This window comes from Allobosea minatitlanensis (assembly GCF_964020775.1).
The window spans coordinates 33,343-58,414 of sequence record NZ_OZ224509.1; the positions used below are offsets into that span (position 1 = coordinate 33,343).

24 protein-coding genes and 1 pseudogene are annotated in these 25,072 nt (G+C 65.6%); 17 read left to right on the forward strand and 8 right to left on the reverse strand.

Going from position 1 to position 25,072, the window contains the following annotated elements:
- The first annotated feature begins 92 nt into the window (after positions 1 to 92).
- Complete coding sequence (locus ACWH43_RS00225) at positions 93 to 1,280, forward strand: FAD-dependent monooxygenase (RefSeq protein ID WP_260348268.1); 1,188 nt, start codon at positions 93 to 95, stop codon at positions 1,278 to 1,280.
- An 84-nt stretch (positions 1,281 to 1,364) separates the two neighbouring features.
- On the opposite strand, the gene ACWH43_RS00230 is transcribed toward ACWH43_RS00225, so the two are convergent.
- Positions 1,365 to 1,826 carry an RrF2 family transcriptional regulator gene (locus ACWH43_RS00230; RefSeq protein ID WP_176025079.1) on the reverse strand — a complete coding sequence of 154 codons (462 nt, stop codon included), beginning with the start codon at positions 1,824 to 1,826 and terminating at the stop codon, positions 1,365 to 1,367.
- Positions 1,827 to 1,996: 170 nt separating this feature from the next.
- Here ACWH43_RS00230 and ACWH43_RS00235 point away from each other — a divergent pair, with 170 nt between their 5' ends.
- The 4 genes and pseudogenes from ACWH43_RS00235 (at position 1,997) to ACWH43_RS00250 (ending at position 5,458) form a co-directional block, all read left to right on the forward strand.
- The gene (locus tag ACWH43_RS00235; protein ID WP_260348265.1) at positions 1,997 to 2,914 is read left to right on the forward strand and encodes an NAD(P)/FAD-dependent oxidoreductase; all 918 of its coding nucleotides are present in this window, start codon (positions 1,997 to 1,999) and stop codon (positions 2,912 to 2,914) included.
- Between the two features lie 343 nt (positions 2,915 to 3,257).
- Entirely contained in the window at positions 3,258 to 4,061 is an 804-nt protein-coding gene (locus tag ACWH43_RS00240; protein WP_260348264.1) for a LysR family transcriptional regulator, read from the forward strand.
- A pseudogene (locus tag ACWH43_RS00245) lies at positions 4,025 to 4,972 on the forward strand (type IV secretory system conjugative DNA transfer family protein); the annotation flags it as partial. The gene ACWH43_RS00240 and the pseudogene ACWH43_RS00245, both read left to right, overlap by 37 nt.
- 9 nt (positions 4,973 to 4,981) lie before the next feature.
- On the forward strand, positions 4,982 to 5,458 hold the full coding sequence (locus tag ACWH43_RS00250) for a ribbon-helix-helix domain-containing protein (protein WP_158446871.1): 477 nt from the start codon (positions 4,982 to 4,984) through the stop codon (positions 5,456 to 5,458).
- On the opposite strand, the gene ACWH43_RS00255 is transcribed toward ACWH43_RS00250, so the two are convergent.
- Positions 5,433 to 6,002, reverse strand: coding sequence for an ATP-binding protein (locus ACWH43_RS00255; RefSeq protein WP_158446870.1), 570 nt, complete (start codon positions 6,000 to 6,002; stop codon positions 5,433 to 5,435). The two genes, ACWH43_RS00250 and ACWH43_RS00255, sit on opposite strands and share 26 nt — an antisense overlap.
- A gap of 210 nt (positions 6,003 to 6,212) precedes the next feature.
- On the opposite strand from ACWH43_RS00255, the gene trbB reads away from it, so the two are divergent.
- From trbB to ACWH43_RS00310, 11 genes are read left to right on the forward strand one after another with little or no spacing between them, the layout of a single operon-like run.
- Positions 6,213 to 7,193, forward strand: coding sequence for a P-type conjugative transfer ATPase TrbB (gene trbB, locus ACWH43_RS00260; protein ID WP_158446869.1), 981 nt, complete (start codon positions 6,213 to 6,215; stop codon positions 7,191 to 7,193).
- The gene (locus ACWH43_RS00265; protein ID WP_158446868.1) at positions 7,190 to 7,522 is read left to right on the forward strand and encodes a TrbC/VirB2 family protein; all 333 of its coding nucleotides are present in this window, start codon (positions 7,190 to 7,192) and stop codon (positions 7,520 to 7,522) included. The genes trbB and ACWH43_RS00265 overlap by 4 nt, the downstream gene beginning before the upstream one ends.
- Positions 7,522 to 7,803, forward strand: a complete 282-nt coding sequence (locus ACWH43_RS00270) for a VirB3 family type IV secretion system protein (protein WP_158446867.1) — start codon at positions 7,522 to 7,524, stop codon at positions 7,801 to 7,803. The genes ACWH43_RS00265 and ACWH43_RS00270 overlap by 1 nt, the downstream gene beginning before the upstream one ends.
- 11 nt (positions 7,804 to 7,814) lie before the next feature.
- On the forward strand, positions 7,815 to 10,307 hold the full coding sequence (gene trbE, locus ACWH43_RS00275; RefSeq protein ID WP_260348263.1) for a conjugal transfer protein TrbE: 2,493 nt from the start codon (positions 7,815 to 7,817) through the stop codon (positions 10,305 to 10,307).
- Complete coding sequence (gene trbJ / locus ACWH43_RS00280) at positions 10,304 to 11,089, forward strand: P-type conjugative transfer protein TrbJ (RefSeq protein WP_260348262.1); 786 nt, start codon at positions 10,304 to 10,306, stop codon at positions 11,087 to 11,089. Before trbE ends, trbJ begins: the two co-directional genes overlap by 4 nt.
- A gap of 17 nt (positions 11,090 to 11,106) precedes the next feature.
- Positions 11,107 to 11,394 carry a putative entry exclusion protein TrbK-alt gene (trbK-alt, locus tag ACWH43_RS00285; RefSeq protein ID WP_260348261.1) on the forward strand — a complete coding sequence of 96 codons (288 nt, stop codon included), beginning with the start codon at positions 11,107 to 11,109 and terminating at the stop codon, positions 11,392 to 11,394.
- Between the two features lie 3 nt (positions 11,395 to 11,397).
- Positions 11,398 to 12,759 (forward strand): P-type conjugative transfer protein TrbL, encoded by a 1,362-nt coding sequence (gene trbL, locus ACWH43_RS00290; protein WP_448153386.1) that lies wholly within the window; start codon positions 11,398 to 11,400, stop codon positions 12,757 to 12,759.
- A complete protein-coding gene (gene trbF / locus ACWH43_RS00295) occupies positions 12,756 to 13,445 on the forward strand; it encodes a conjugal transfer protein TrbF (protein WP_260348259.1) in 690 nt (229 codons plus the stop codon). Before trbL ends, trbF begins: the two co-directional genes overlap by 4 nt.
- Positions 13,442 to 14,431, forward strand: coding sequence for a P-type conjugative transfer protein TrbG (gene trbG, locus ACWH43_RS00300; protein ID WP_260348258.1), 990 nt, complete (start codon positions 13,442 to 13,444; stop codon positions 14,429 to 14,431). Before trbF ends, trbG begins: the two co-directional genes overlap by 4 nt.
- Positions 14,428 to 15,564 (forward strand): TrbI/VirB10 family protein, encoded by a 1,137-nt coding sequence (locus tag ACWH43_RS00305; RefSeq protein ID WP_158446866.1) that lies wholly within the window; start codon positions 14,428 to 14,430, stop codon positions 15,562 to 15,564. The genes trbG and ACWH43_RS00305 overlap by 4 nt, the downstream gene beginning before the upstream one ends.
- Before the next feature lie 2 nt (positions 15,565 to 15,566).
- Positions 15,567 to 15,797 carry a DUF2274 domain-containing protein gene (locus ACWH43_RS00310; protein WP_158446865.1) on the forward strand — a complete coding sequence of 77 codons (231 nt, stop codon included), beginning with the start codon at positions 15,567 to 15,569 and terminating at the stop codon, positions 15,795 to 15,797.
- Between the two features lie 30 nt (positions 15,798 to 15,827).
- Here the strand turns inward: ACWH43_RS00310 and ACWH43_RS00315 are convergent, their stop codons facing one another.
- Positions 15,828 to 17,897 carry an AAA family ATPase gene (locus ACWH43_RS00315; RefSeq protein WP_260348256.1) on the reverse strand — a complete coding sequence of 690 codons (2,070 nt, stop codon included), beginning with the start codon at positions 17,895 to 17,897 and terminating at the stop codon, positions 15,828 to 15,830.
- 407 nt (positions 17,898 to 18,304) lie between these two features.
- On the opposite strand from ACWH43_RS00315, the gene ACWH43_RS00320 reads away from it, so the two are divergent.
- On the forward strand, positions 18,305 to 19,105 hold the full coding sequence (locus tag ACWH43_RS00320) for a DUF72 domain-containing protein (RefSeq protein ID WP_448153387.1): 801 nt from the start codon (positions 18,305 to 18,307) through the stop codon (positions 19,103 to 19,105).
- Between the two features lie 3 nt (positions 19,106 to 19,108).
- Here the strand turns inward: ACWH43_RS00320 and ACWH43_RS00325 are convergent, their stop codons facing one another.
- The 5 genes from ACWH43_RS00325 to ACWH43_RS00345 form a co-directional block, all read right to left on the reverse strand.
- The gene (locus ACWH43_RS00325) at positions 19,109 to 19,597 is read right to left on the reverse strand and encodes a YbaK/EbsC family protein (RefSeq protein ID WP_158446635.1); all 489 of its coding nucleotides are present in this window, start codon (positions 19,595 to 19,597) and stop codon (positions 19,109 to 19,111) included.
- On the reverse strand, positions 19,594 to 19,872 hold the full coding sequence (locus ACWH43_RS00330; RefSeq protein ID WP_158446636.1) for a hypothetical protein: 279 nt from the start codon (positions 19,870 to 19,872) through the stop codon (positions 19,594 to 19,596). The genes ACWH43_RS00325 and ACWH43_RS00330 overlap by 4 nt, the downstream gene beginning before the upstream one ends.
- Before the next feature lie 184 nt (positions 19,873 to 20,056).
- Positions 20,057 to 21,649, reverse strand: a complete 1,593-nt coding sequence (purH, locus tag ACWH43_RS00335; RefSeq protein WP_158446637.1) for a bifunctional phosphoribosylaminoimidazolecarboxamide formyltransferase/IMP cyclohydrolase — start codon at positions 21,647 to 21,649, stop codon at positions 20,057 to 20,059.
- Between the two features lie 208 nt (positions 21,650 to 21,857).
- Complete coding sequence (locus tag ACWH43_RS00340; RefSeq protein WP_158446638.1) at positions 21,858 to 23,612, reverse strand: heparinase II/III family protein; 1,755 nt, start codon at positions 23,610 to 23,612, stop codon at positions 21,858 to 21,860.
- Positions 23,613 to 23,707: 95 nt separating this feature from the next.
- Positions 23,708 to 25,072, reverse strand: coding sequence for an RsmB/NOP family class I SAM-dependent RNA methyltransferase (locus tag ACWH43_RS00345; RefSeq protein ID WP_158448380.1), 1,365 nt, complete (start codon positions 25,070 to 25,072; stop codon positions 23,708 to 23,710).

Genomic DNA, 25,072 nt, shown 5'->3' on the forward strand with positions numbered 1-25,072 from the left:
AGGTGCAGGCAGATCTATGTCTGATCGCATTGATATATAATTTCCATTATTTTATTATCACCTGATACCTGGATTATCGAATGGAGTGACGGTTGGATCGGTTGACCAGTATGGCAGTGTTTGTCGCGGCAGTAGAGGAAGGCAGTCTCGTGGGCGCCGCGCGGCGCTTCGGACTGTCATCGTCAATGGCGGGGATCCATCGCGGCCATCATGTGGAAAGCATCGCTGGGGACAGCGAGCGCGGCTATACGGTAAAAGGCACGGCCGCCCATGGCGCATTCCGCTTCGACTGCCGCGCCGTTGTCGGCGCTGATGGGCGTCGGAGCGTCGTGCGTGCGGCGGCCAACATCGCGTTTGAAGGCAGTGATACCTCCCACAGCGTAATGATGGGCGACGTCCGCATCGATGCAAGGGAGGGGCCACCCGTGCGTGCCTTCTGCAATGCACGCGGCGGCGGCATGCTCGCGCCCATCGACGCCACCGGGCGGGTAAGGATCATCCTCATCGACCCGGAGCGCTCTCACGTCGACACGCGCGAACCTCTATCGCTGGAGGAACTCTCCGCGTCAGCCCGCCGTGTTCTTGGTGAGGATCTCGGCATGCGCGATCCTTCCTGGCTCACGCGCTTCGGTGATGAAACACGGCTGGCTGCCGCCTACCGCCGCGGCAATCTCTTCGTCGCGGGGGACGCTGCGCATATCCACGCGCCAGCTGGTGGCCAGGGCATGAATGTCGGGCTGCAGGATGCAATGAACCTCGGTTGGAAGCTGGCGGCAGTCATCAAGGGCGAGGCGCCTGACGCGCTGCTCGACAGTTACGAGACGGAAAGACGGCCAGTTGGCGCTCAGCTCGCCCGCAACACGCTGGCGCAGATCGCAATGATGACCAGCTTCGATCCAGCCCACCTCGCGCTGCGCGCATTGATGTCGGATCTGCTCAAGGTCGGCGAGCTTAACCGGCGCCTCGCTGGCGAGTTGTCGGGATTCGACATCACATATGCGCACGATGCACTGCCCGGCAGCGACGATCCCGCAGCGGGCTGCCGGTCGCCCGACAGCCGCCTTGTGCTGGAAGACGGCGCTGAGACGACTGTTCACGCCCTTCTCAAGGAGGGCAAATGGCTCTCGTTAAGTTTCGCGGAGGGCAAATCGGCCAGGGCGCCGGCGTGGTTGCCAGAAGCGGCGGTGCGGCGGGTTCGCTGTCAGTCTTCCGACGATCTGGTACGCGATGCGACAAGCATGCTCGTTCGACCGGACGGCTACATTGCCGGCTTTACATGAGCGTGGGTTTATTGGTTCGCATGGTGTGTGCTGCACTCGATCATTCTCCATGCACTAGGGCTGCCGGGCAACGCCTTTTGTCAGTTAGAGACCTGTTGGCAAATGGTCCTCGTCCCATCCGGTATCCGAGCAAATGCGTTCAAATTCATTTGCGAGGTCGGATAGCCGCACGGAACCGAAGCGCTTAAGCAGGAGGGCTTCCGCGCTCTGAAGGGCATCATCAATCGCGGCGTTGACGACCCTTTCGACCGCACAGTGCGGGTTGTCGCCCATGTTTCCTATGGCGAAGATCTTTGGGCGGCCGATAGCGTTGTGTATGTCGAGCAAGGTGATTTCAGTCAGGTTTCGCGCAAGCGACCAACCGCCACCGTGCCCTTTTTCCGAACGCACATAACCCGCACGCCGCAAGCCGCCCATCGTCCGTCGAACCAACACAGAGTTAGTATCGAGCATTTTAGCGATCTGCTCAGAGGTAAGCGGGGCGTCGTGCCGTGCCATGTGCAAGAGCACATGCAGCATTCTTGACAATCGACTGTCTGTTCTCAACGGTGCTCCATCTCCTTTCAGAATCTCCTACTTGACCATACCTGGTGGGGCCTTCTCTGTCGCCCTGCGTTGAATTCCCTACGGTCGGTCCGAGGGGATGCGAACATCTTTCAGAGTTGACGAACACAGGCAAGTCATGTATCTCTAAAAGATACATAAAGGAGGCGCTTATGGAGTTTGATGTCATCGTAGTCGGCGGCAGCTTCGCAGGGCAGGCAGCTGCGCTGCAACTGGGGCGCGCCAGACTGCGTACCTTGCTCGTTGACGCCGGCAGTCCCCGCAACCGTTTCGCACGCACTTCCCATGGCTTTCTTGGGCAGGATGGCGTGCCGCCATCGGTCATCATCTCGACTGCGCGCCGTCAACTGGCAACCTACGCGACAGTGGAAGTCCGTGAGGGAGAGGTTGTGGACGCAGCCATTACCGAAATGGGCTTTCGTGTGTCGTTGGCTGATGGGAGGGAAGAGAGGGCGAAGCGTCTAATCCTCGCAATCGGTGTCCGCGACATTCTTCCTGATCTGGCGGGTGTCGAAGAGCGTTGGGGCGTCAGTGTTCTCCACTGCCCCTATTGTCACGGCTATGAGTTGAACCAACGGCCTTTGGGGGTGCTGGCCCGCGATCAAATGGCGTTTCATCAGGCAATGCTTGTGCAGGATTGGGGAACAACGACCCTTTTCACTCAGGGTCTGTTTAGCCCGACGTCAGAGCAAGTGGTAGCGCTGTCCAGTCGTGGCGTGAAGGTCGAGCATACCCCGATTGTAGGGCTCGTCGGCAATGCACCAACGCTTGACGGGGTTCGCCTCGCTGACGGCAGAACAATAGAATTGTCCGCACTTTTCACCCTTCCGCAAACGGTCCCGGCCAGCGATCTGGCAGAGAGGCTGGGGTGCCTCTTTGAGGACGGGCCGACTGGACCAATCATCAGTACTGATGACCGGCGTCAGACGTCCGTACCCGGTGTTTTCGCGGCTGGAGACGCAGCTAGCCCCATGCCGCAGGCGACACTCGCAGCAGCTGCAGGCGTCATCGCGGCCGGGAGCGCTCATCAGTCCATTATTTTTGCTGGTGCTGGGGCAGGGCGAAAATGATTCCAAAAGGGTGGCAGAAAACAGGGAATACAAACAAACCTGGGTATTTCAACGCCGGAAATCAGGGGGCACTATCCGTCATTTCTGACCTTGTCCGTATTTATCATAGATGAAACAAGTTATTCTCCGGCGCTTTCGGATTGCGACTGTGGTAATGCGCCTAATTGCGTTGCGTCCAGCAGACTTTATCTCCGCTCATGGGTGTACGGAGGGTCTCGATGCCAAACGCCAGCTTAAGGAGCTTGGCAATGTGGCAGATCCAGCCACGCAGCTTGTTTTCCTCAAGCCATGCTCTGTCTTCTTTCCCAGGTTTCGCCCGGTTTTATGAGTGCGGGTGCAGTCGATGAAACGCACATCCGGCAGGACGTCTCAGAGGGGCGAAACCAAGTATACTATCAACACCAGAATTCCTCTCGTTTCCCTGCGCCAGGCACTTGCGGTCGCCGAGTATCTTAGCTTCCGTCACGCTGCCAGCGCGCTCGGCGTAACGCAATCGAGCGTCAGCGCCCGTATCAAGGCGCTTGAGGAAGCCCTCGGTGTTCTCCTGTTCGAGCGGAACACGCGTGGGGTCCGGCTGACGGAGGCCGGTCGTCGTTTTGTGGCGGAGGTTGAGCAGGCGCTGCAGATCCTTGATCGTGCCGTAAAGATGGCCGGGATTCTCGCGCGGGGCGAAGAGGGGGAACTCCGTATTGGTGTTCATGCCCTCATATCAGGCGGATTTCTCGACCGACTGCTGGAACTGTTCCATCAGCGGAATCCGGGCGTATCCCTGCACATAACCGAGGGTACCGCACGCGACACGCAGGTCATGGTGCGCGAAGCAGGACTTGACCTGGCCTTCATGGCTGGGGAGTGCAGAGCTCCTGATCTCCACTCCGGTGTGATCTGGCGTGATGCGCTTATGGCGGTCTTCTCGGGCACCCATCCCCTGGCAGCAAAGACGCACGTCGAATGGAGCGACCTGTCAAACGAAACCTTCCTCGTGCGCGAGGGAGGAACCGGTCCGCAGGTGCACGATCTGATCGTGATACGCTTTGCCGGCGAATGGCAAGTTCCGACCATTCGCCAGTTCAATGTTGGGCGCGACGCTTTGCTGTCGATGATTGCCCACGGGTTGCCGATCTGGTCGGGAACAGGGAGCCTGTAACGCTCTATCTCGTCGTGCCGCCGTCCGACATCAACCGCACCAAGCCGCTTATCCGTCTGATCCTCAATCAGATCGGCAGGCGGTTGACCGAGGATTTGAACACTTCGGCCAAGCGTCACCGGTTGCTGCTGATGCTGGACGAGTTTCCAGCACTTGGCCGGCTCGACTTTTTTGAATCGGCGCTCGCCTTCATGGCGGGCTACGGCCTCAAATCCTTCCTGATCGCCCAGAGCCTCAACCAGATCGAGCGTGCCTACGGGCCGAACAACGCGATCCTCGACAATTGTCATGTCCGTGTCAGCTTTGCGACCAACGACGAGCGTACCGCCAGGCGGGTGAGCGACGCGCTCGGCACCGCGACCGAACTGCGGGATTCAACCAACTATGCCGGGCACAGACTGGCCCCATGGCTCGGGCATTTGATGGTGTCGCGGCAGGAGACGGCCCGGCCGCTGCTCACGCCGGGCGAGATCATGCAGCTTCCACCCACCGACGAAATCGTCATGGTCGCAGGAACACCGCCGATCCGCGCGAAGAAGGCGCGGTATTTCGAGGATGCGCGGTTCATGGAGCGCATCCTGCCGCCGCCTGATATGGCCATGGCTTCGAGAGACGCACTCTCCACTCCAACAGATGATTGGACGAGCCGCATTGTCGCGCCAGTGCACCAGTCCGCCGCGAAACTCGCGGATAGCGCAGGCGGCGATCCCACCAATGCGGGCATCCGCCGCGAGCCGGAATTGCCGGACCATGAGGAAATACTTCCTCCACAGGCAGCACCCGCACAGGCATTCGAACTGCTCGACGACGAACCGGATATTGATACGGCGAAAGCCCGGGCAATGCGCCAGCGCATGCGGATGGTGGCGCGGCAGGTTGCCATGAACCCAGATGACGGAATTGAACTTTGAGGCAGCGCCATGGCGAAACGCACTCGCATGAATGTCTATTTCGACCCGGAACTGCTCGGGCGGGTCAAGGCGCTGTCTCTGCGCCGCAGGGTGTCGCAATCCGCCGTCATTGAGGCTGCTGTTGCCTCTTTTCTCTCTGGTGATACCGCCGAGCATCTGGAAGCGGCCATGTCCCGCCGCCTGGACAGGATCAGCCGCCAGATCGACGCGCTCGATATGGATGTCGCCATCCTCGGCGAGACCCTGGCGCTCTTTATCCATTACTGGATGACGGTTACACCGCCTTTGCCGGAAAGCGCGCGACAGTCGGCGCGTGCCAAGGGCACCGAGCGGTTCGAGGGCTTCATGCAGACGCTCGGCCGACGGCTGGCGGCGGGTGACAGGTTCCTCAGGGAATTGTCTCGGGATGTCCCCGGCGAAGAACCCAAAGCCCCGGCGTCAGAACCGCAATTGAACCCGGCTAACGCCCAGCCCTCTGGGCAATGAGCTGGATCTCGCTGACTACCGCATCCGCCAGCTCATCCGTCGGCCTCTCGCCTTTCAGCCTGAGAACCGGAACCGATTGCTGGCCGAGCCAGCGTTCATGCTGGGTAAGGCTCCGTCCGGAGAACAGCGGATCATCATAGCCCGATGCCCATTCCCGGAAGGCCAGATGCGCTTCATACATATCGCCGCCAGGCAGGATGCGATCCCCGTGGCGCGCCGCCTCGCGCTGGTCGAGCCGTTGCAACCTGATGGCTGCAGGAGTGTAAAGGAACACGATCAGGTCGATGTCATGGATCAGGGCGTCTCCCCATCCCATGAAGGAGCCGGTCAAAATCCATCCGTCAGACGCTTTTTGCCGTTCGGCGATCAGCCGCACGCGCTCCCCGGGTGGGCGCTTGATACTGAACGGCGGATCGGTCGGCATCCAGTAGAAATCGTCGACATCTATATGCGGTGTGCCAGTCCACTCTGACAATACCGCACCGAGTGTCGAGACGCCCGAACAGGACGCCCCCATTATGTATATTTTCGGGCTGATGTTCATTCGGTGCGATCCCGTCATCGTTTCCTGTCCTCATATCTATGCAGTTTGACCCGCTCAATAGTTCCGGGCCGAACCTGTCCTTTTTGCCGTCGATCATCGTATCCCGCCGCACGCGCGTAAATACTTGTTGAGGCAGACAAAAATCAGGTTCTTTTAATCGACCCCGATCGGGGGACCGTCTGTCGCGCACCCCGAAGGAAAGGGGCCGACATGACCGCCAACCACCACAGACCGGAAGCCATCCAGCGCGGCGCGCGCATGTTGCGCACCGCGCTCGGGCCGTCCATTGCCCGGTTTCTCGAAGACCCTGCAATCATCGAGGTGATGCTGAACCCGGATGGCCGCATCTGGGTGGACCGGCTGTCGGAAGGGCTGGCCGATACCGGGGAACTACTATCGGCTGTCGATGGCGAACGCATCGTGCGTCTGGTCGCCCATCATGTCGGTGCGGAGGTTCATGCCCGCAGCCCGCGTGTCTCGGCCGAGCTTCCCGAGACCGGCGAGCGGTTCGAGGGGCTGTTGCCGCCCGTAGTCGTCGCGCCGGCCTTCGCCATCCGCAAGCCCGCCGTCGCGGTGTTCAGCCTCGACGATTATGTGGCCACCGGCATCATGACCGCCGATCAGGCCGCGACCCTACGGGCAGCCGTTTCTTCCCGCGCCAACATCCTCGTGGCGGGCGGCACCAGCACCGGCAAGACGACGCTGACCAATGCGCTGCTCGCCGAGGTGGCGAAGACGGCCGATCGCGTCGTCATCATCGAGGACACGCGCGAGCTGCAATGCGCCGCGCCCAATCTTGTCGCCATGCGGACGAAAGACGGCGTGGCGACGCTTTCCGATCTGGTCCGATCCTCGCTGCGCCTGCGCCCCGACCGCATCCCCATCGGCGAGGTGCGCGGATCGGAAGCCCTGGACCTGCTCAAGGCGTGGGGCACGGGACACCCCGGCGGCATCGGCACCATCCATGCCGGTTCCGGCATCGGTGCGCTACGCCGCCTTGAGCAGCTCATCCAGGAAGCTGTCGTCACCGTCCCGCGCGCGCTGATCGCCGAGACCATCGACCTTGTTGCCGTCCTTTCCGGGCGCGGTTCCGCGCGCCGGCTGGCCGAACTCGCCCGCGTCGACGGGCTGGGGCCGGATGGCGACTACCGCATCACCCCCGCGACCAGCCAAAAAGGAGACCCCGAATGATCCATCACGCATCCCGTCTGCGCCGCCAGCTCACCACGGCCGCCACCATCGCCGCGCTCGCCATGTTCATGGCTCCGGCGGCCCATGCCTCCGGCTCCTCGATGCCGTGGGAGCAACCACTTCAGCAAATCCTTCAGTCCATCGAGGGGCCGGTCGCCAAGATCATCGCCGTCATCATCATCATCGTGACCGGACTGACGCTGGCCTTCGGCGATACGAGCGGAGGGTTCAGGCGCCTGATTCAGATCGTGTTCGGCCTCAGCATCGCATTCGCGGCGTCGAGCTTCTTCCTGTCGTTCTTCTCTTTCGGCGGCGGGGCGCTCGTCTGATGGCGGGTGGTTTCGAGCAGCTCGACGCGGTGCCGGGTTTTTCGATCCCGGTCCACCGTGCGCTGACCGAGCATATCCTGCTCGGCGGCGCACCGCGCTCCATCGCCATCATGAACGGGACGCTTGCCGGGGCCGTGGGCCTGGGCCTGCGCCTCTGGCTGGTCGGCATCGCCATATGGGCCATCGGCCATTTCGCGGCCGTGTGGGCGGCCAAGCGCGATCCGCAGTTCGTAGAGGCCGGGCGGCGGCACCTGCGCATCCCCGGTCATCTGGCGGTGTGAGGGTTGCGGCCATGATGAACCTTGCGGAGTATCGCCGCACCGCCACCCGGCTGGCAGATTATCTGCCATGGGCCGCGCTCGTCAGCCCCGGCGTCGTGCTCAACAAGGACGGTTCGTTCCAGCGCACTGCGAGATTCCGCGGCCCCGATCTGGATTCCGCCGTCGCCGCCGAACTGGTTGCCGTCGCCGGGCGCATCAACAACGCCCTGCGCCGTCTCGGTTCCGGCTGGGCGATCTTTGTCGAGGCACAGCGTAATGAAGCTGGGACCTACCCCGACAGCATCTTTCCCGATCCGGCGTCCGCGCTGGTTGATGCCGAGCGCAAGGCTGAGTTCGAGGAAGCCGGCACGCATTTCGTCTCGGAATATTTCCTGACTTTTCTCTGGCTGCCGCCTGCCGAGGAAGCTGCCCGAACAGAGTCCTGGCTCTATGAGGGCAGGGAGAACGCAGGCGTGGACCCAAGGGAGATGCTGCGCGGCTTCATCGATCGCACCGATCGCGTGCTGGCGCTGCTCGACGGCTTCATGCCGGAGTGCCGTTGGCTCGATGACGGCCAGACGCTGACCTATTTGCATTCCACCATTTCGACCAACCGGCATCGCGTGCGCGCGCCGGAAGTGCCGATGTACCTCGACGCGCTTCTGGCCGACCAGCCGCTGACCGGCGGGCTGGAGCCGCGCCTGGGCGATCAGCATCTGCGCGTCCTGTCCATCGTGGGATTCCCGGCCGCGACGACGCCGGGGATTCTGGATGAACTGAACCGGCTTGCCTTTCCCTATCGCTGGTCTACCCGCGCCATCCTCATGGACAAGTCGGATGCGACCCGGCTGCTGACCCGCATCCGCCGCCAATGGTTTGCAAAGCGCAAGTCCATCGCCGCGATTCTGAAAGAGGTGATGACCAATGAGGCGTCCGCTCTCGTTGACACCGACGCCGCCAACAAGGCGCTCGACGCCGACATGGCGTTGCAGGAGCTTGGGGCGGACGTGGCAGGCATGGCCTATGTTACGGCCACCGTCACCGTTTGGGATGCCGACCCGCGCGTGGCGCAAGAGAAGCTGCGCCTGGTCGAGAAGATCGTTCAGGGCCGTGACTTCACCGCCATGGCCGAGACCGTCAACGCGGTTGACGCATGGCTTGGCAGCCTGCCTGGACACGCTTATGCCAATGTCCGCCAGCCGCCGGTCTCGACGCTCAACCTTGCCCACATGATTCCGCTGAACGCCGTATGGGCAGGGCCGGAACGGGACGAGCATTTCGGTGCGCCCCCTTTGCTCTACGCCAAGACCGAAGGCTCGACCCCGTTCCGGTTTTCCCTTCATGTCGGGGATGTGGGCCACACGCTTGTCGTCGGCCCAACCGGCGCGGGCAAGTCCGTGCTGCTCGCCCTCATGGCCCTGCAGTTCCGGCGCTATGCCGGAGCGCAGGTCTTCGCCTTCGACTTCGGCGGCTCGATCCGCGCCGCCACGCTGGCGATGGGCGGCGACTGGCACGACCTCGGCGGACGCCTGACCGAAGGCGCGGACGCTCCGGTCCTGCTCCAGCCGCTCGCCCGTATCGGGCACACGGAGGATCGCGCCTGGGCCGCCGACTGGATCGCGGCGATCCTCACGCGCGAGGGGCTGACGGTCACGCCCGAGGCCAAGGAGCATATCTGGACCGCGCTTTCCTCGCTCGCCTCCGCGCCGGTCGAGGAACGCACCCTGACCGGCCTGTCCGTCCTGCTCCAGTCCAGTGAACTCAAGCTCACCCTGCAACCCTATTGCGTCGGCGGCCCCTACGGGCGGCTGCTCGACGCGGAGACCGAAAATCTCGGCGATGCTCCGGTTGCCGCCTTCGAGACCGAAGGTTTGCTTGAGACTGGCGCGGCGCCCGCCGTCCTCGCCTACCTGTTCCACAGGATCGCCGACCGCCTCGACGGCCGCCCCACGATGATCGTGGTGGACGAGGGTTGGCTGGCGCTCGGCGATCCGGCCTTCTCAAGGCAATTGGGCGAATGGCTGGTTACGCTCAGAAAGAAGAACGCCAGCGTCATCTTCGCCACCCAATCGCTGGCGCAGCTCGAACAGAGCACCATCGCCCCCGCCATCATCGAGAGCTGCCCAACGCGGATCATGCTGCCCAACGAGCGCGCCATCGAGCCGCAGATCACGGCCATCTACAGGCGGTTCGGCCTCAATGACCGCCAGATCGAGATTCTGGCGCGGGCAATCCCGAAGCGGGACTACTACTGCCAGAGCCGCCGCGGCAACCGGCTGTTCGAGCTGGGCCTGTCCGAAGTCGGCCTCGCGCTCTGTGCCGCCTCCACCAAATCCGATCAGTCCGAGATCGCGCGCATCTTCAAGGAGCACGGACGTGACGGGTTCCTTGACGCCTGGCTGCGCCATCGCGGCGTCGACTGGGCGGCCGACCTCATTCCCAGCCTCACCAACCTTGGCGGCCGGCCGGAAATCACCGCACCGGCCGCGCCAGAGACCACCGCAGGAAAGGAGCCTCTTTTATGATCCGTGTTCCCGTTCCCCGTATCGCCGGGGTATCCATGATCGCGCTGGCGCTTGCCATGCCGGTAGCCCTGTCGCCCATGCTGGCAAGTCCAGCGCTGGCGCTCTTTGGCTTAGGCCGCATTGTTTATGACCCGTCCAACTACGCGCAGAACGTTCTCACAGCCGCACGCACTCTGGAGCAGATCAACAATCAGATCCGCAGCCTCCAGAACGAGGCGCAGATGCTCATCAATCAGGCCCGCAACCTGGCGAGCCTGCCCTACAGCGCCCTTCAGCAGATTCAGCAGAACGTCAGCCGCACCCAGCAGCTTCTCAATCAGGCGCAGAACATCGCCTTCGAGGTGCAGGGCATCGATCAGGCGTTCCAGAGCCAATATGGCAACGTTTCGCTGTCGGCCACCGACCAGCAACTCGTCGCCGATGCACGCGCCCGCTGGCAAAACACCGTGGGCGGCTTGCAAGACGCCTTGCGCGTACAGGCCGGCGTTGTTGGCAACATCGACACCAACCGCGCGGAAATGGCTGCGCTCATCGGCCAAAGCCAGAATGCTGCCGGGGCGCTGCAAGCCACGCAGGCCGGCAACCAGCTTCTCGCCCTCCAGTCGCAGCAGCTTTCCGACCTGATCGCGCTGATGTCCGCCAACGGTCGGGCGGAAGCGCTGATCGGGGCCGAGCGCGCGACGGCTGCCGAACAGGGCCGCATCCAGCGCGAGCGGTTTCTGACACCAGGCAGCGGCTACCAGCCCGGTAATGCCCGGATGTTCAACAACGGCAACAACTGAGCGACGGGGGAGCGCTTATGGACACCGGGATGCTCGTCCGGCTCGGCGCGGTCATATTCGTTGCCGTCGCCATCACCGCAACGGTGGTCGAGATGACGCGCAGGGACGATTCCGCGCCATCCCGTTTGGCTCCGGCGCTCCAGCCCCCGGACGATCCGCTGCGCCAGAGCCTGCGCCGGTGCCAGCGACTTGGTGAGGCGGCCGTGAGCGATCCCGAATGCCTCGCCACCTGGGCTCAGTCCCGCGACCGCTTCCTGGGCCGCACACCCGCATCAGTCGCTGCCCGGCAAAACGAAGGACCGTAGCCCATGGGCGGAACCGGCGTCATAAATTCCTTTCTCGGGGTCTTCACCAGCTACATAGATTCCGGCTTCGGTCTGCTCGGAGGCGAAGTCGCCTTCATCGCCACGACGCTCATCGTCATCGACGTGACGCTCGCCGCCCTATTCTGGAGCTGGGGGGCGGACGACGATATTGTTGCGCGCCTCGTCAGGAAGACCCTGTTCGTCGCCGTCTTCGCCTATCTCATCGGTAACTGGAACAGTCTAGCGAGGATCGTCTTCGAGAGCTTCGCCGGTCTCGGGCTGCAAGCCTCGGGAACCGGCTTTTCGGCCGCAGATTTCATGCGCCCCGGCCGCGTCGCGCAGACCGGTCTCGACGCCGGCAGGCCGCTGCTCGAATCGATTTCCGACCTCATGGGCTATTGGTCCTTCTTCGAGAACTTCATCCAGATCGCCTGCCTTCTCTTCGCATGGGCGCTCGTGCTGCTTGCCTTCTTCATTCTTGCCGTCCAGCTTTTTGTGACGCTCATCGAGTTCAAACTGACCACGCTCGCCGGCTTCGTGCTGATCCCCTTCGGCCTGTTCGGCAAGACCGCCTTCATGGCCGAGCGCGTGCTTGGCAATGTCGTCTCGTCCGGCATCAAGGTGATGGTCCTTGCCGTCATCATCGGCATCGGCTCGACGCTGTTTTCGCAATTCACGGCCGGCTTCGGCGGGCAGACCCCGACCATCGACGATGCCATGGCGATCGTGCTCGCCGCCCTCTCGCTGCTCGGCCTCGGCATCTTCGGTCCCGGTATCGCCTCCGGTCTCTTGAGCGGCGGTCCGCAACTCGGCGCGGGATCAGCCGTCGGTACCGGGCTTGCCGTAGGGGGGGGCGCCCTTGCCGCAGGCGGTGCGGCCGGTCTCGCCATCAAGAGCGGCGCTGCCGCCATGTCCGGTGGAGCCGCCGCCGTTCGGGGCGGCGCGACCGCCGCAGGCGCGGCGAGCGCAGCCTACAGCGTCGGCTCGCTCGGCCAGTCCGGCGCGGCAGGCGTCGCCTCCGGCCTCGGCGGCGTTGCGCGCGCCGCAGGATCGGCGGCCATCTCGCCCCTGAAACGCGCCGCCGCGCGCGCCAGCGAAAGCATCAAATCCAGCTTCACCGCTGGCGCACGCGCGGGCTTTGCCGCCGGTGGCGGCACATCGTCCATGGGAACGGTGGGCGGCGTAAGCGCCGATCCCCCCGCCGCGCCGTCCGGCCCGGCCGGCGGTCCTCCCGCCTGGGCGCAGCGGATGCAGCGCCGGCAGGCCCTCAACCACGGCGCCACCATGGCCGCCCATGCAGTGCGTTCCGGCGACAGCCATGGCGGCGGTTCCTCCATCAACCTTTCCGAAAGCGACCGCTCATGAACATCTTCAAACGACCAGCAACCCACTACGGCAAATCGCCGGAACCCGAGACGCCCTATCAGAAGGCCGCTCAAGTCTGGGACGAGCGCATGGGCTCGGCCCGCGTGCAGGCGAGGAACTGGCGTCTCATGGCCTTCGGCTCTCTGATTCTTTCGGCGGGTTTCGCCTCGGCGCTGGTGTGGCAGTCCGCACGCGGGACCGTGGTGCCCTGGGTGGTGCAGGTCGATAATCTCGGGCAGGCGCAGACCGTCGCACCGGCCGTCGCCGACTACCGCCCCACCGATCCGCAGATCGCATGGCATCTCGGCCGCTTCATCGAGCAGGTCCGGTCGATTCCGGCCGACGCCATCATCGTCCGCCAGAACTGGCTTCGCGCCTATGAGTTCACCACCGACCGGGGCGCGGCGGCCTTGAACGATTATGCGCGGGCCAACGACCCCTTCACCCGCGTCGGCCGGAGCCAGGTCGCCGTCGAGGTGTCGAGCGTCATCCGGGCGTCCCCGAACAGCTTCCGCGTCGCCTGGACCGAACGGCACTACGAGAACGGCCAGCTTTCCACCACCGAGCGATGGACCGCGATCCTGACCATCGTCATCCAGACGCCGCGCGACGCCGAGCGCCTGCGCGCAAACCCGCTCGGCATCTATGTCAACGCAATCAACTGGTCGCGGGAGATGAGCCAATGACGCGCGTCATCAGCAAACCGGCCGTTTCCGCATTGCTCCTGTCCGCCACCATGCTGGCCGGCTGCGCCACCAACCGGACGCCGCAATGGAGCTACGACGCCGAGGTGCCGCCGTTACCCGTGGCGCAGGAGGCCGCGACCGACGACACACCCCGGCCGCTGCATGTGCCGCCGGCCTGGACTGTGGCGCGAGGCGGACAGGCTGCCGCCACGCCGGCCGGCCGTGTCGAGAACGCCAATGCAGCCGCCCGCGTCGAGCCGCGCCGCGAAGGCTACTACAACGCCATCCAGATCTATCCGTGGAGCGAAGGCGCGCTCTATCAGGTCTATGCCGCAGTCGGACAGATCACCACCATTGCGTTGGAGCCGGGCGAGAGCCTGACAGGCGCAGGGCCGATTGCGGCGGGCGACACCGCCCGCTGGATCATCGGCGACACCGAGAGCGGCAGCGGTGCAAACCGCCGTGTCCATATCCTCGTGAAGCCGACGCGCCCGGACATTTCCACCAACCTCGTCATCACCACTGACCGGCGCATATACCTGATTGAACTGCGCGCACAAGAATCGCTCTACATGCCGGCGGTGGCATGGGCCTATCCTGCGCCACCGGCAGGCCAGCGCCAGACCGTTCCGGCTGCACCGATCATTCCGGCGGAGGCTGCACGCAACTATCGCTATGGCCTCGCCGGCGACAATCCGCCGTGGCGGCCCGTCTCGGTCTTTGACGATGGAAGGCGTGTTTACGTGGTGTTCCCGCGCGGGATCGTCCAGGGCGAAATGCCGCCGATCTTCGTACTCGGTAACGATGGCGAACCGCAGATCGTCAACAGCCGCGTCCATCAGAATGTCCTGATCGTGGACCGCCTGTTCGGCGCCGCCGAGTTGCGCCTCGGCAGCGGCAATCGCCAGCAGGTCGTCAGGATTGTCCGCGTCGAGCAAAGACAGGCCGCCGCCCGCGCTGCTGCCATCGGAGATTCCCAATCATGACCGATACCACCATCGCGGACACCACCAAACCCATGCGGTTGCGCGCCGATCCGCCCCGCGTGACCCGCCTGTCCCGCAAGATGCTGGCAGGTGTCGGAGCCGTCGCGCTGCTCGGCATTGGCGGCGCGCTCATTTACGCCCTCCAGACCCGCGATACAGGTCCGAGCGGCGAAGAACTCTATTCGACCGAGAACCGACCGACAGCCGATGGCCTGAGAGAATTGCCTTCCGACTACACCGGCCCGGTCCTCGGGCCGCCACTGCCCGGCGACCTCGGCCGTCCGATCCTTGACGCGCAGAACAGCGGCCAGCCGGTTGCGCCGCCTGTCATCACGACACCTGCCGTCGACCCCGAGGAAGAACGCCGCCGCGCCGAGGAGGAAGCGGCGCGCCTGAGCAATGTGTTCTTCCAGTCAGGGCTGCGCACAGGTGCATCAGCCGATGCGACCATTCCCGTCCCTGGCGGTCCTGGTGCGCAAGTCAGCGGGACCGGACAGAACCGGCATGCCGCTTTCCTGGGCGGTCCGGTGGACCGCCAGACCGTCGCTCCGGATCGCGTCACGCCGCCGGCATCGCCTTGGATCCTACAGGCAGGGTCTGTCATCCCGGCGGCGCTCATCACCGGCATCCGTTCCGATCTGCCCGGCCAGATCACCGCGCAAGTCACCGAGAACGTTTATGACAGTCCGACGGGTTCGCTTCTCCTGATCCCGCAGGGCACCCGGATCATCGGCCAATATGACGACAGCGTGATTTTCGGTCAGCGCCGCGTACTCCTGGTGTGGAATCGCCTGATCCTGCCTGGCGGCCGTTCCATCGTCCTCGAACGTCTGCCCGGAGCGGACGCTTCCGGCTATGCCGGACTTGAGGACGGGGTGGACTACCACTGGTGGGATCTGATGAAGGCCGCCGGCCTGTCCACGTTGCTCGCGGTCGGCGCGGAACTGGCGACCGACGACGAGGACCGCCTGATCCGCGCCATCCGCGACGGCGCGCAGGACACCATCAATCAGGCGGGTCAGCAGATCATCCAGCGCCAGTTACAGGTTGCGCCGACGCTGACCATTCGTCCCGGTTTCCCGGTCAGGATCATCGTCACTCGCGACCTCATATTCCAGAATGCCGGAGGTTGACCATGACGAAACTAAAACTCGGTCCTATCATCGAAGACAAGCCCGTAAAAGTGACAGTGGAACTGCCGGGATCGCTTCACCGCAATCTGGTCACCTATGCCGAGGTGCTGGCCCGCGAAACCGGCCAGCCGGTCAGCGATCCCCTCAGGCTCATCGTGCCCATGCTGGAGCGGTTCATCGCAACGGACAGAGGGTTTGCCAAAGCACGAAACGCCTCAGGTCGCCATGGCTAGTACAGGGGTGTCATAGTTGCTTGAGGTAGCTCACGCTTGAAGAGCATTAACGATTTTTAATGTGCGCCGAGTGAAGCCCGTTAGCTCGCTCGGATCAATCTGATCCGGCGTGGCGTCGGCTATGTTCTCACCGTGGTGATATTGGCTCGTATAGTCGTTTATCTGATCCAACTCGTCATAGAGAGCCTGTGCGGGGTGGGTATCACCGCCTTCGCGAATCTTCCGTACCATTTCGCCCAACCAGTCATCGGCTAAGAAGCTGCCAGGATAGGTCGTGCGGCAATGGGTTTCGAGAACGACGCGCATCTTGCGGATGATGTCGAGCAAGCCGCCTGCACCGGTCGTCAAATAGGTTTGCAGGTCGTCAATGTCAGTGGCTGTCCGGCCCCGACAGGCCTGATCCAAGTCCACCGGCATGATCTTCGAGCCTTGTGCACGGTGATCGGCAATAGTTAGCGCGACACGCTCGGCCGCAGGCGATTTATCCCAAACTTGCTTGAGAAAAGTGGCATCGTGCGACAGCACGATGACCTGGGCGCACTTACCGGCAACCTTCATAATCTCATGGACGGTTTGCCGGCGGCGGAAAGCGTCCTGACTATTAAAGGGATCGTCGAACACGACCAACTTTCCGGCCGCCGCCGGATCACGCTCCAGGTGCGCGAGGAAGAACGCAAGGGCGAGGGTGGTGCGGTCGCCGGCGCTAAGGGTGTTCTTGAAGCTCGGTCGATCTCCAGGCGTCTTGCTGTCGCCAAGGTCAACGGCCGTGTCGTTGATAACGAGCTGGTAGCTCGATGTCGCAACGCCCCCGGGATAGGCGTGTTTGGTCTCGGTGATAGTAAAGCCGGCGTTGAAAGCGACCAGATATTCATTGATGCGCCGCTCGTAGGGCTTCACCACAGTCTTTGTGTGCGCGTCGAGCTGCTTCCGGACCGCCTCCTTTCGCGCCTCGATGGCGTCCTTTTCGTCGGAGAGCTTCGTATAGGTGGCGCAAAGGTCGGACACGTCAGCACGGTGACGAGTCTGGATCGCCGTTAGGCGGGCCAGCTCGGCCTCGGCTACCTTAAGGTCGCCACCATCGGCGGCCGCCTTCTTTTCGGCTATGGCGACATTCGCCGCGCGGATCGCGGTATTCGCCTCCGCAACGGCAGCGACTGCACTGTCATAGACGGCGCACACGGCGTTGAAACCTTCATCCGGCATGATCGGTTCAAGCGGCGCGGTCGCCTTGCGGTCAAGAAGTCCGATCGCTGCGACGGCCAGCGCGCGGATCGCCTCAACGGCCTCGGTCGGCAATGTGAGGGCAGGGGCCTCAATCGCGCAGTATTTCTGCCAAAACTCGACGCCGCCCTTGTTCCGCTCCTCGACGGTGCCAAGCCGGGCCAAGGCGGCATCGCCCATGTCCCGCATGACAACCGCTTTCATGGCGGCGATCTCTTCGACCAGCGCCTTGTAGCGCTCGCTGAACACGGCCCGGAACGCAGCGATCAGCGGAAGCTCCCGAATGTCTTGCCCGCAGAAAGGACAGGTATCGCCAGCATGGCCAAGGCCATCCGCGATCCAGTTGCCGCCGCTGGCCGTCATGCCATGCGCGGCCAGGTGTTCCGACAATCGGTGCTCCGCGTCCTGTGCAACGTCGTCGATGGTGCGGGCCAACAGGTCGGCGAAATTCTCTGGAAGCGCCGGAATGGTAAACTCTGACAGGACAGGGCGGGCGCGTAGCGCCCCGGCCTGCCGCAGCGCGTCCACGTTGCGCGCCTGCGCCTCAATTTGCGCGGCAATGTCGGCTGTCTCCGGAAGAGCAATGAAGGCGTCCAGCTTCATGCCAACCGGTACATGCGGCTGAACCGCCTTGCTGGCCGTGCTGATCTCGCCAGTCTTGGCGCGGCTTTCAGCGGCCAAATCTGCATCCTGCGCTGCTAGCTTTACGCCGGTATCGCCTACAATGACGCGATAAAGGTTGCGCTTGTGCTCGATGTCCACGACTTCGCCGGAATGCACGTTCTCCGCGACGAACACGCCGTCGAAGATGGCGATTTCCGGCTTGGTCGCACTCCATGCCGTGCCATCGAAGCGGACTTGCCCGCCGTCCAGCAGCACCTCGATCGTCGGCGCGTCGGTCGCACCAAGGGTCTTGCGCCCGAGTACATGGGCCGGATCGCCAGTTTGCAGGGAGCGCAGGACGGCGCAGAGCGTCGTTTTGCCGTATCCTCGCGCTTTCGCGCAAGCGGCGCAGATGCGCGCCGATCGTGATGTCCAGTTTCCCTGGTGCCCCTCTCGCCACGCTGCGCTCCTTCTTCGAGGGGAAGGAAGGTGGCGAGGCACGCTGGGCTACAACGCATCTGTGATTGTATGATGCGGCTATTGCACGTCATCCGGATAGGAAACGCAGCGAACAGATTTCGGTTGCTCAGCAAGTGGATGGAAAGGGCGATGCTGACGGGCGTCGTCAGCATCACAAGCGTTTATCCAACAGCGTTGCATCACTTCGAGCCGGGAGGCGTACGGTGGCTACCACAGGCAAGATCCATATCGGCATCGGCGGCTGGGTCTTCGAACCCTGGCGCGGTGTGTTCTACCCCGACGGCCTGCCGCAGAAGCGCGAGCTCGAATATGCCGCGAGCAAGCTGACCTCGATCGAAATCAACGGCACCTATTACGGTTCGCAGAAACCCGAAAGCTTCGCCCGCTGGCGCGAGGAGACGCCGGAGGATTTCGTCTTCGCGCTGAAAGGCTCGCGTTTCTGCACCAACCGGCGCGTCCTGGCGGAGGCCGGGCCCTCGGTCGAGAAGTTCCTGACCAGCGGGCTGACCGAACTCGGGCACAAGCTCGGGCCGATCAACTGGCAGTTCATGCCGACCAAGCCATTCGATCCCGCGGATTTCGAGGCCTTCCTCAAGCTGCTGCCCAAGGAGTTGGACGGCGTCAGGCTGCGCCATGCCGTCGAGGTCCGGCATGGCAGCTTCCGCTCGCCGGATTTCGTCGCTCTGCTGCGGGAATACGGCGTCGCGGCGATCACCTCCGCCGATTCGGACTACACGCAGATCGCCAATGTGACGGCGCCCTTCGTCTATGCGCGGATCATGGGAACCCAGGAGGCCGAGCCGAAGGGTTATCCCGAATCCGGGCTCGAGCGCTGGGCCACGGCCGCGCGGCGCTGGGCGGAAGGACATGTGCCGGAAGGGCTGGAGACGGTGGGGCCGCCGGCCAAAGTCGAGCCGCGCGACGTCTTTCTCTATGTCATCAGCGGCGCCAAGCTCCGCAATCCGGCGGCCGCGATGGAACTGATCGCGCTGACGGAGGCTTGAGCTTCAATCGGCCGGAACGGCCTCCTGCGCCGTTTCCTGACAGACGTCGACCCATGCGGCGCGGGTCAGCTCGGCCATGCGGTCGGGAGCGATGCGCAGCGCGCTATGGGTCGAGCCTGCCGCCGGCACCACGATGTCGAAGGCTTTCAGCGAGACATCGCAATAGACCTTCAGCGGCGTGGCGAGCCCGAACGGGCAGACGCCGCCGACCGGATGGCCGGTCAGCGCCTCGACCTCCTCGGGGCCGAGCATGCGCGGCTTGCCGCCCAGCGCCGCCTTGGCCTTCCTGTTGTCGAGCCGGGCATCGCCGCGGGCGACGACGAGCACCACCTCCTCGCCGATCCGCAAGGACAGGGTCTTCGCGATCTGGCCGGGCTCGACGCCATGCGCCGCCGCCGCGAGCGGTACGGTGGCGCTGCTCTGCTCGGTGACGATGACGGCGATGTCGGGAGCGTGTTCTGCGAAGAAATTGCGGACGGATTCGAGGCTCATCGGACGATTCGTGAAGTCAGCCACAGGATCAGCAGGCCGGCCGCGGCCGGGATGCCGAAGACGAGGAGGAAGATCGGCGCTTCCTCCCTCACCGTATAGCCTGCTCGGGCGACGCCGATCCAGAGGTTGACGAGCGCGCCCATGAACCAGAGCGGCAGGAAGAGCCTGATCGCGAAGGGGATCGGCCGCCCGGCCGCGGCCGACAGCCGCGGTGCCAGGAAGAGCAGCAGGCCGAGCAGGGCGAAGCCCAGCCCGATGACCTTGATCGTATGCATCGCCACAGGCCTCCTGCGGTTGGATGCGGGACCCTGCCCTTCAGCCGGTCCGGAAGCGGTGCCGGAGCGTGCCGGCTGGCGGCTCAGGCATGGGCTTCAGCGCACGCCCCCGCTCATCCGAACGACGGAACGAGGCCGCCGGGGAAGCGGCCCGGATCAGCCTGTCCTGCCGCCCGCGCCGCCGTCAATGGCGGAAATGGCGGTGGCCGGTGAAGACCATGGCGAGGCCGGCTTCGTCGGCGGCCTTGATCACCTCGTCGTCGCGCATCGAGCCGCCGGGCTGGATCACGGCGGTCGCGCCGGCCTCGGCCGCGGCGAGCAGCCCGTCGGCGAAGGGGAAGAAGGCGTCTGAGGCGACGACCGAGCCCTTGGCGAGGCTTTCGGCCAGGCCCGCGGCCCTGGCGGCCTCGGCCGCCTTCCAGGCGGCGATGCGCGAGGAATCGACCCGGCTCATCTGGCCGGCGCCGATGCCGACCGTGGCGAGGTCCCGGGCGTAGACGATCGCGTTCGACTTGACGTGCTTGGCGACGCGGAAGGCGAAGCGCAGATCGGCGAGCTCGCGCGCGCTCGGCTGGCGCTTCGTCACGACCTTGAGCTCCATCTCGTCGACGACGGCATTGTCGCGCGACTGGGCGAGGAAGCCGCCGGCGACGGTGCGCAGGACAAGCCCCGGCGCGCGAACGTCCGGCAGGCCGCCGGTGAGCAGCAGGCGCAAATTCTTCTTGGCGGCGATCAGGGCGATCGCCTCCTCCTCGGCGTCGGGGGCGATGATGACCTCGGTGAAGACCTCGACGATCTTCTTCGCGGCGGCGGCGTCGAGCCTGCGGTTCAGCGCGACGATGCCGCCGAAGGCCGAGACCGGGTCGCAGCGCAGGGCGAGCTCATAGGCTTCCAGCAGCGAGCCGCCGGCGGCGACGCCGCAAGGGTTGGCATGCTTGACGATGACGCAGGCGGCCGAGGCTTCGGGCGCGAACTCCGCGACGCATTCGAAGGCCGCGTCGGTGTCGTTGATGTTGTTGTAGGAGAGCTGCTTGCCCTGGACCTGCCTTGCGGTCGAGACGCCCGGGCGGTTTTCCGGCGTGCGGTAGAAGGCGGCCCATTGATGCGGGTTCTCGCCATAACGCATCGTCTCGGCGAGCGCGCCGCCCAGCGCCCGGAAGGCCGGGGCGGTGTCGCCGAGCTCGTTGGCGAACCAGTTCGAGATCGCGGCGTCGTAAGCCGCGGTGCGGGCATAGGCCTTCTGGGCGAGCTTGCGGCGCAAAGTCAGCGTGGTCGCGCCCTTCTGGGCCTCGAGATCGGCGAGGACCGAGGGGTAGTCAGCCGGCTCGACCACGACGGCGACGTCGTGGTGGTTCTTGGCGGCGGCGCGGATCATCGCCGGGCCGCCGATATCGATGTTCTCGATGCAGTCGTCATAGGCCTTGCCGGCGGCGACCGTCGCCTCGAAGGGGTAGAGGTTCACGACGAGCAGGTCGATCGGCTGGATGCCGTGGCCGATCATCGAGGCCTGGTGCTCGGGATGCGAGCGGATGGCGAGCAGCCCGCCATGGACCTTCGGATGCAGCGTCTTGACCCGGCCGTCCATCATCTCGGGGAAGCCGGTGAGGTCGGAGACGTCGCTGACCGGCAGGCCGGCCTCGGCGATCGCCCTGGCGGTGCCGCCGGTCGAGACGAGCGCGATGCCGAGCTTGTGCAGGGCGCGCGCGAAATCGATCAGGCCCGTCTTGTCGGAAACGGAAAGAAGCGCGCGTTCGACGCGGCGAAGCTCATTCGGCATCGGGATCGGATCCGGCTTGCGATTGCGGGAGCAGGCAGTCGCGCGCGAGCTATCATGCTGCGGCGCGAAAGGCAAAAGCCGCCGTCGCAGAACCGTCACGCGTTCGCGCGTCGTTGCGAGCGCAGCGCGGCAATCCAGGGGGAGTTGCCGGCGCCTCTCACCCGGCCTTCCCGGAGCGCTTCGTCGCTTCGCTTCTCGCGCGGACGGTTCAATCCGAAGGCGTGGGGTCGGGCTCCGTCGGAGGGGCCTGCCGCTCGGCCAGCGCGGCGGCGAGCGTCTGCCCGGCGCGGGGATTGGCGGCGCTGATCCGGCTGAACCGCCAGGCGATGCGCGGCGTCGCGACGGCATCGAAGGCGATCACGAGCTGCTCGGTCTTGCGGCGGCCATCGGCGGCGGCGAGAAAAAGGCTTTCCTCGATCGCCAGGGGCAGGCCGCCGGCCTCGAAGCTCCAGACCTCGCCCGACGCGAGCGCGAGCAGGGCGCCGGTATTCTCGCGCACCAGACTGACGCGGACATGCGGATGCAGGTGGAAGCGGGCCGCGGCGTCCAGGCGCGCCTGCCCGCCGGTCAGGGTCACCTCGTCCTCGCCGGCCAGCCAGGAGCCGTCGCGGGCGAGCAGCAGCCGGCGGGTATGGGTCGCGCCGAGGCGGCGATAGCCGTCATGGCTGGCGACCCATTCCGGACCGTCCTCGCCGTCCCGCCGCGCGACGCGGACATCGACGGGGCCCGAGACCAGCCGCATCTCGCCGAGAACCATGCCGAAATTGGCGCTCGAGCGGTCGTCGAGCACCAGGGTGGAATGGGCGGCGGTGCTGCGCGCCGCGAGCTGGAGATCGGGCGGGCCGAAGCGGCTGGCGCCGCAATTGACGACGATGCGCTGCGGGCCGCTGGAGAATTCGAAGGCGAGGCAGCCGGCATGGGCCTCGGTGGAATAGGCGCCGCGCGGCGGCGCGCCGGCATCGATGACGACGACGCTGCGCTCGGCGGCGAGCCGGCTGTAGCCGGAATAGGCGGCATGTTCGGTCGGGCGGCCGCGCGCGTCGTCATAGGCCGCGAGCGTCGCCATCAGGTCCGGCGGGGTCGTGCCCATGCCGTTGAACAGGGCGAGCGCGCCGTCGCCGTGCCGGAACAGGCGCAGATGCGGCATCATCCGCTCGATCGCGGTCAGCACGCCGCGCGGCGGCTCGAGCCCGCGGGCGGCGAAGGTCTCGCGCAGCGGCAGGAGATCGAGCAGGAAGTCGATCAGCAGGCGCGGATTGCGGGAAAGATGCCCGCCATCGGGCAGGATCTGGTCGTCGAGCTCGTCGGAGAGCAGGATCTCCGCCCGCTTGCGGCGCGCATCCTGCCCGTCCAGGCAGATCGCGGCGAGGGCGATGGCGATCAGGCCGTTGATCCGGTCGGCCCCCTCCACCGCGCCGGCGAGCCCCAGCCCGACCCGGTCGGCCAGGCGCGAGACATGGCGCAGGAAGCGCTCGTAGAAGGCGTGGTCGGCGCCCTCCAGCAGCAGCGGCGAATGGGAGAGCAAGGAGATCAGCCGCCGCGCCGCGACGGCCGGCCGCCGGGCGATCTCGTGGCGGTCGCGGCGCTTGGCGATGAAGTCCTCGACCAGGCTGCGGGCATTGGCGCGCGCGATGGCGGTGTCGGCGGCGCGCATATGGCGCAGCCAGCCGAAGCCGTAGAGCGCCTCGGCCCAGGCTTCGCTCGGCGGCGCGACATCGAAGGGCGATTCGCCATGGGTGCGGACGGTGCGGCCGGCGAAAGCGTAGTAGCCGGCGTAGAAATCGCCGGCCGTGGTCGGGTCGGCGGTGCGCAGGTCGTGCGGGGCGAAGAGCAGGCGCGAGGCGGAGCGGCGGCCGAAGGGCCAGAGGCTGCGGGCTGCGCCGACCAGTTGGCCACGGCTGCGCCGCGCCGCCCGTCCGATCGCGGCCTGGGCCAGTCCCCGACGCTCAGACCAGGCGCTCAAATCCCTGAAAGCTCCGTCTTGGGCGCGGTATCGGCCCGCGCGGACCCTGTCGGGAAGCGGCGCGGCGTTCCGGCGCCGCGCGAATCCCTTATCCGTCATAGCCTGATCAGGCGACTTGCGTAAAATCCCGCCCATCCCGAGAGGCGCGGGGTTCCGCCGGGCAAATGCTGCGGCAGGGTGCGGATATCGCCCTTCGCGTCGATGGCGGCGCCCAAACCGCCGATTTCGGCGGCGCTCGCCCCGGCGCGACGAAACTGGGGATGGCGGGCGAGGAAAGCCTCGATCTGCGCCTCGCCCTCCTGCGGCTCCAGCGAGCAGGTGCAGTAGACGAGCCGGCCGCCGGGTTTCGTCAGCCCGGCCGCGGCGTCGAGCAGCTTCGCCTGCAGGGCGGCGAGGCGGTCGCGATCTTCCTCCGTCTTGGTCCAGGCGACATCGGGATGGCGGCGGATCGTGCCGGTGGCGCTGCACGGCGCGTCGAGCAGCACGGCATCGAAGGGCTCGGCCTGCCAGCTCGCGGCATCGGCCGTGACCACCTCCGCCGCGAGGCCGAGACGCTGGAGATTGGCCTTGAGGCGGCGCAGGCGCGGTGCCGAGCGGTCGAGCGCGGTGACGCTGGCGCCGGCCGCCGCGATCTGGGCGGTCTTGCCGCCCGGCGCGGCGCAGAGATCGGCGACGCGCTCGCCCGGCGCCGGCGAGATCAGCCTGACCGGCAGCGCGGCGGCTGCGTCCTGCACCCACCAGGCGCCGTCCGCGAAGCCGGGCAGCGTCGCGATGGCCTGCCTTTCGCGCAGGCGGATCGAGCCCGTCGGCAGCAGGATGCCGCCGAGCCGTTCGGCCCATAGGGCGGGATCGGCCTTGGCGGTGATGTCGAGCGGCGGCTCCTCGCGATGGCTCAGCGCGATCGCGGTGGCGGCTTCCTCGCCATAGGCGGCGCGCCAGCTTTCGGCGAGCCAGTCGGGCGTGTCGCGGAAGGGGTCCGCTTCCGCCTCGGCGAGGATGGCGTCCCGCTCGCGCACGACGCGGCGCAGCAGCGCATTGCCGAGCGCGGCGTAGCGGGCCGAGCGCGGATCCTCGTGCAGATGGCGGATGGCGAGGTCGACGGCGGCATGGTCCGGCACGTCGAGAAACAGGATCTGGGCCGCCGCAGCCGTGAGGATCGGCTCGAGCAGGCCGGAATGGCGCGGGCTGCCGCGGTCGAGCCGTTCGTCGAGCGCCTGGCGGATGGTGCCGAGCCGGCGGAAGGCGGTGACAGCGATGGCGCGGGCGAGCCCGGCATCGGCGGCGTCGAGGCCGGAGGGCGGGATGAGGCGGTCGAGCGTCTCGTCGAGCGCGACGCGGGCGCGCAGCACCTCGTCGATCACGGTGGCGGCGAGCCGGCGGGCCGGCAGGCCGGGAGCGTCGGATTGCGGGGCGGCCGCGGGCGGCTGCGGCCCGCGGCGGGAAGGGGCGCGGTCGGTCAT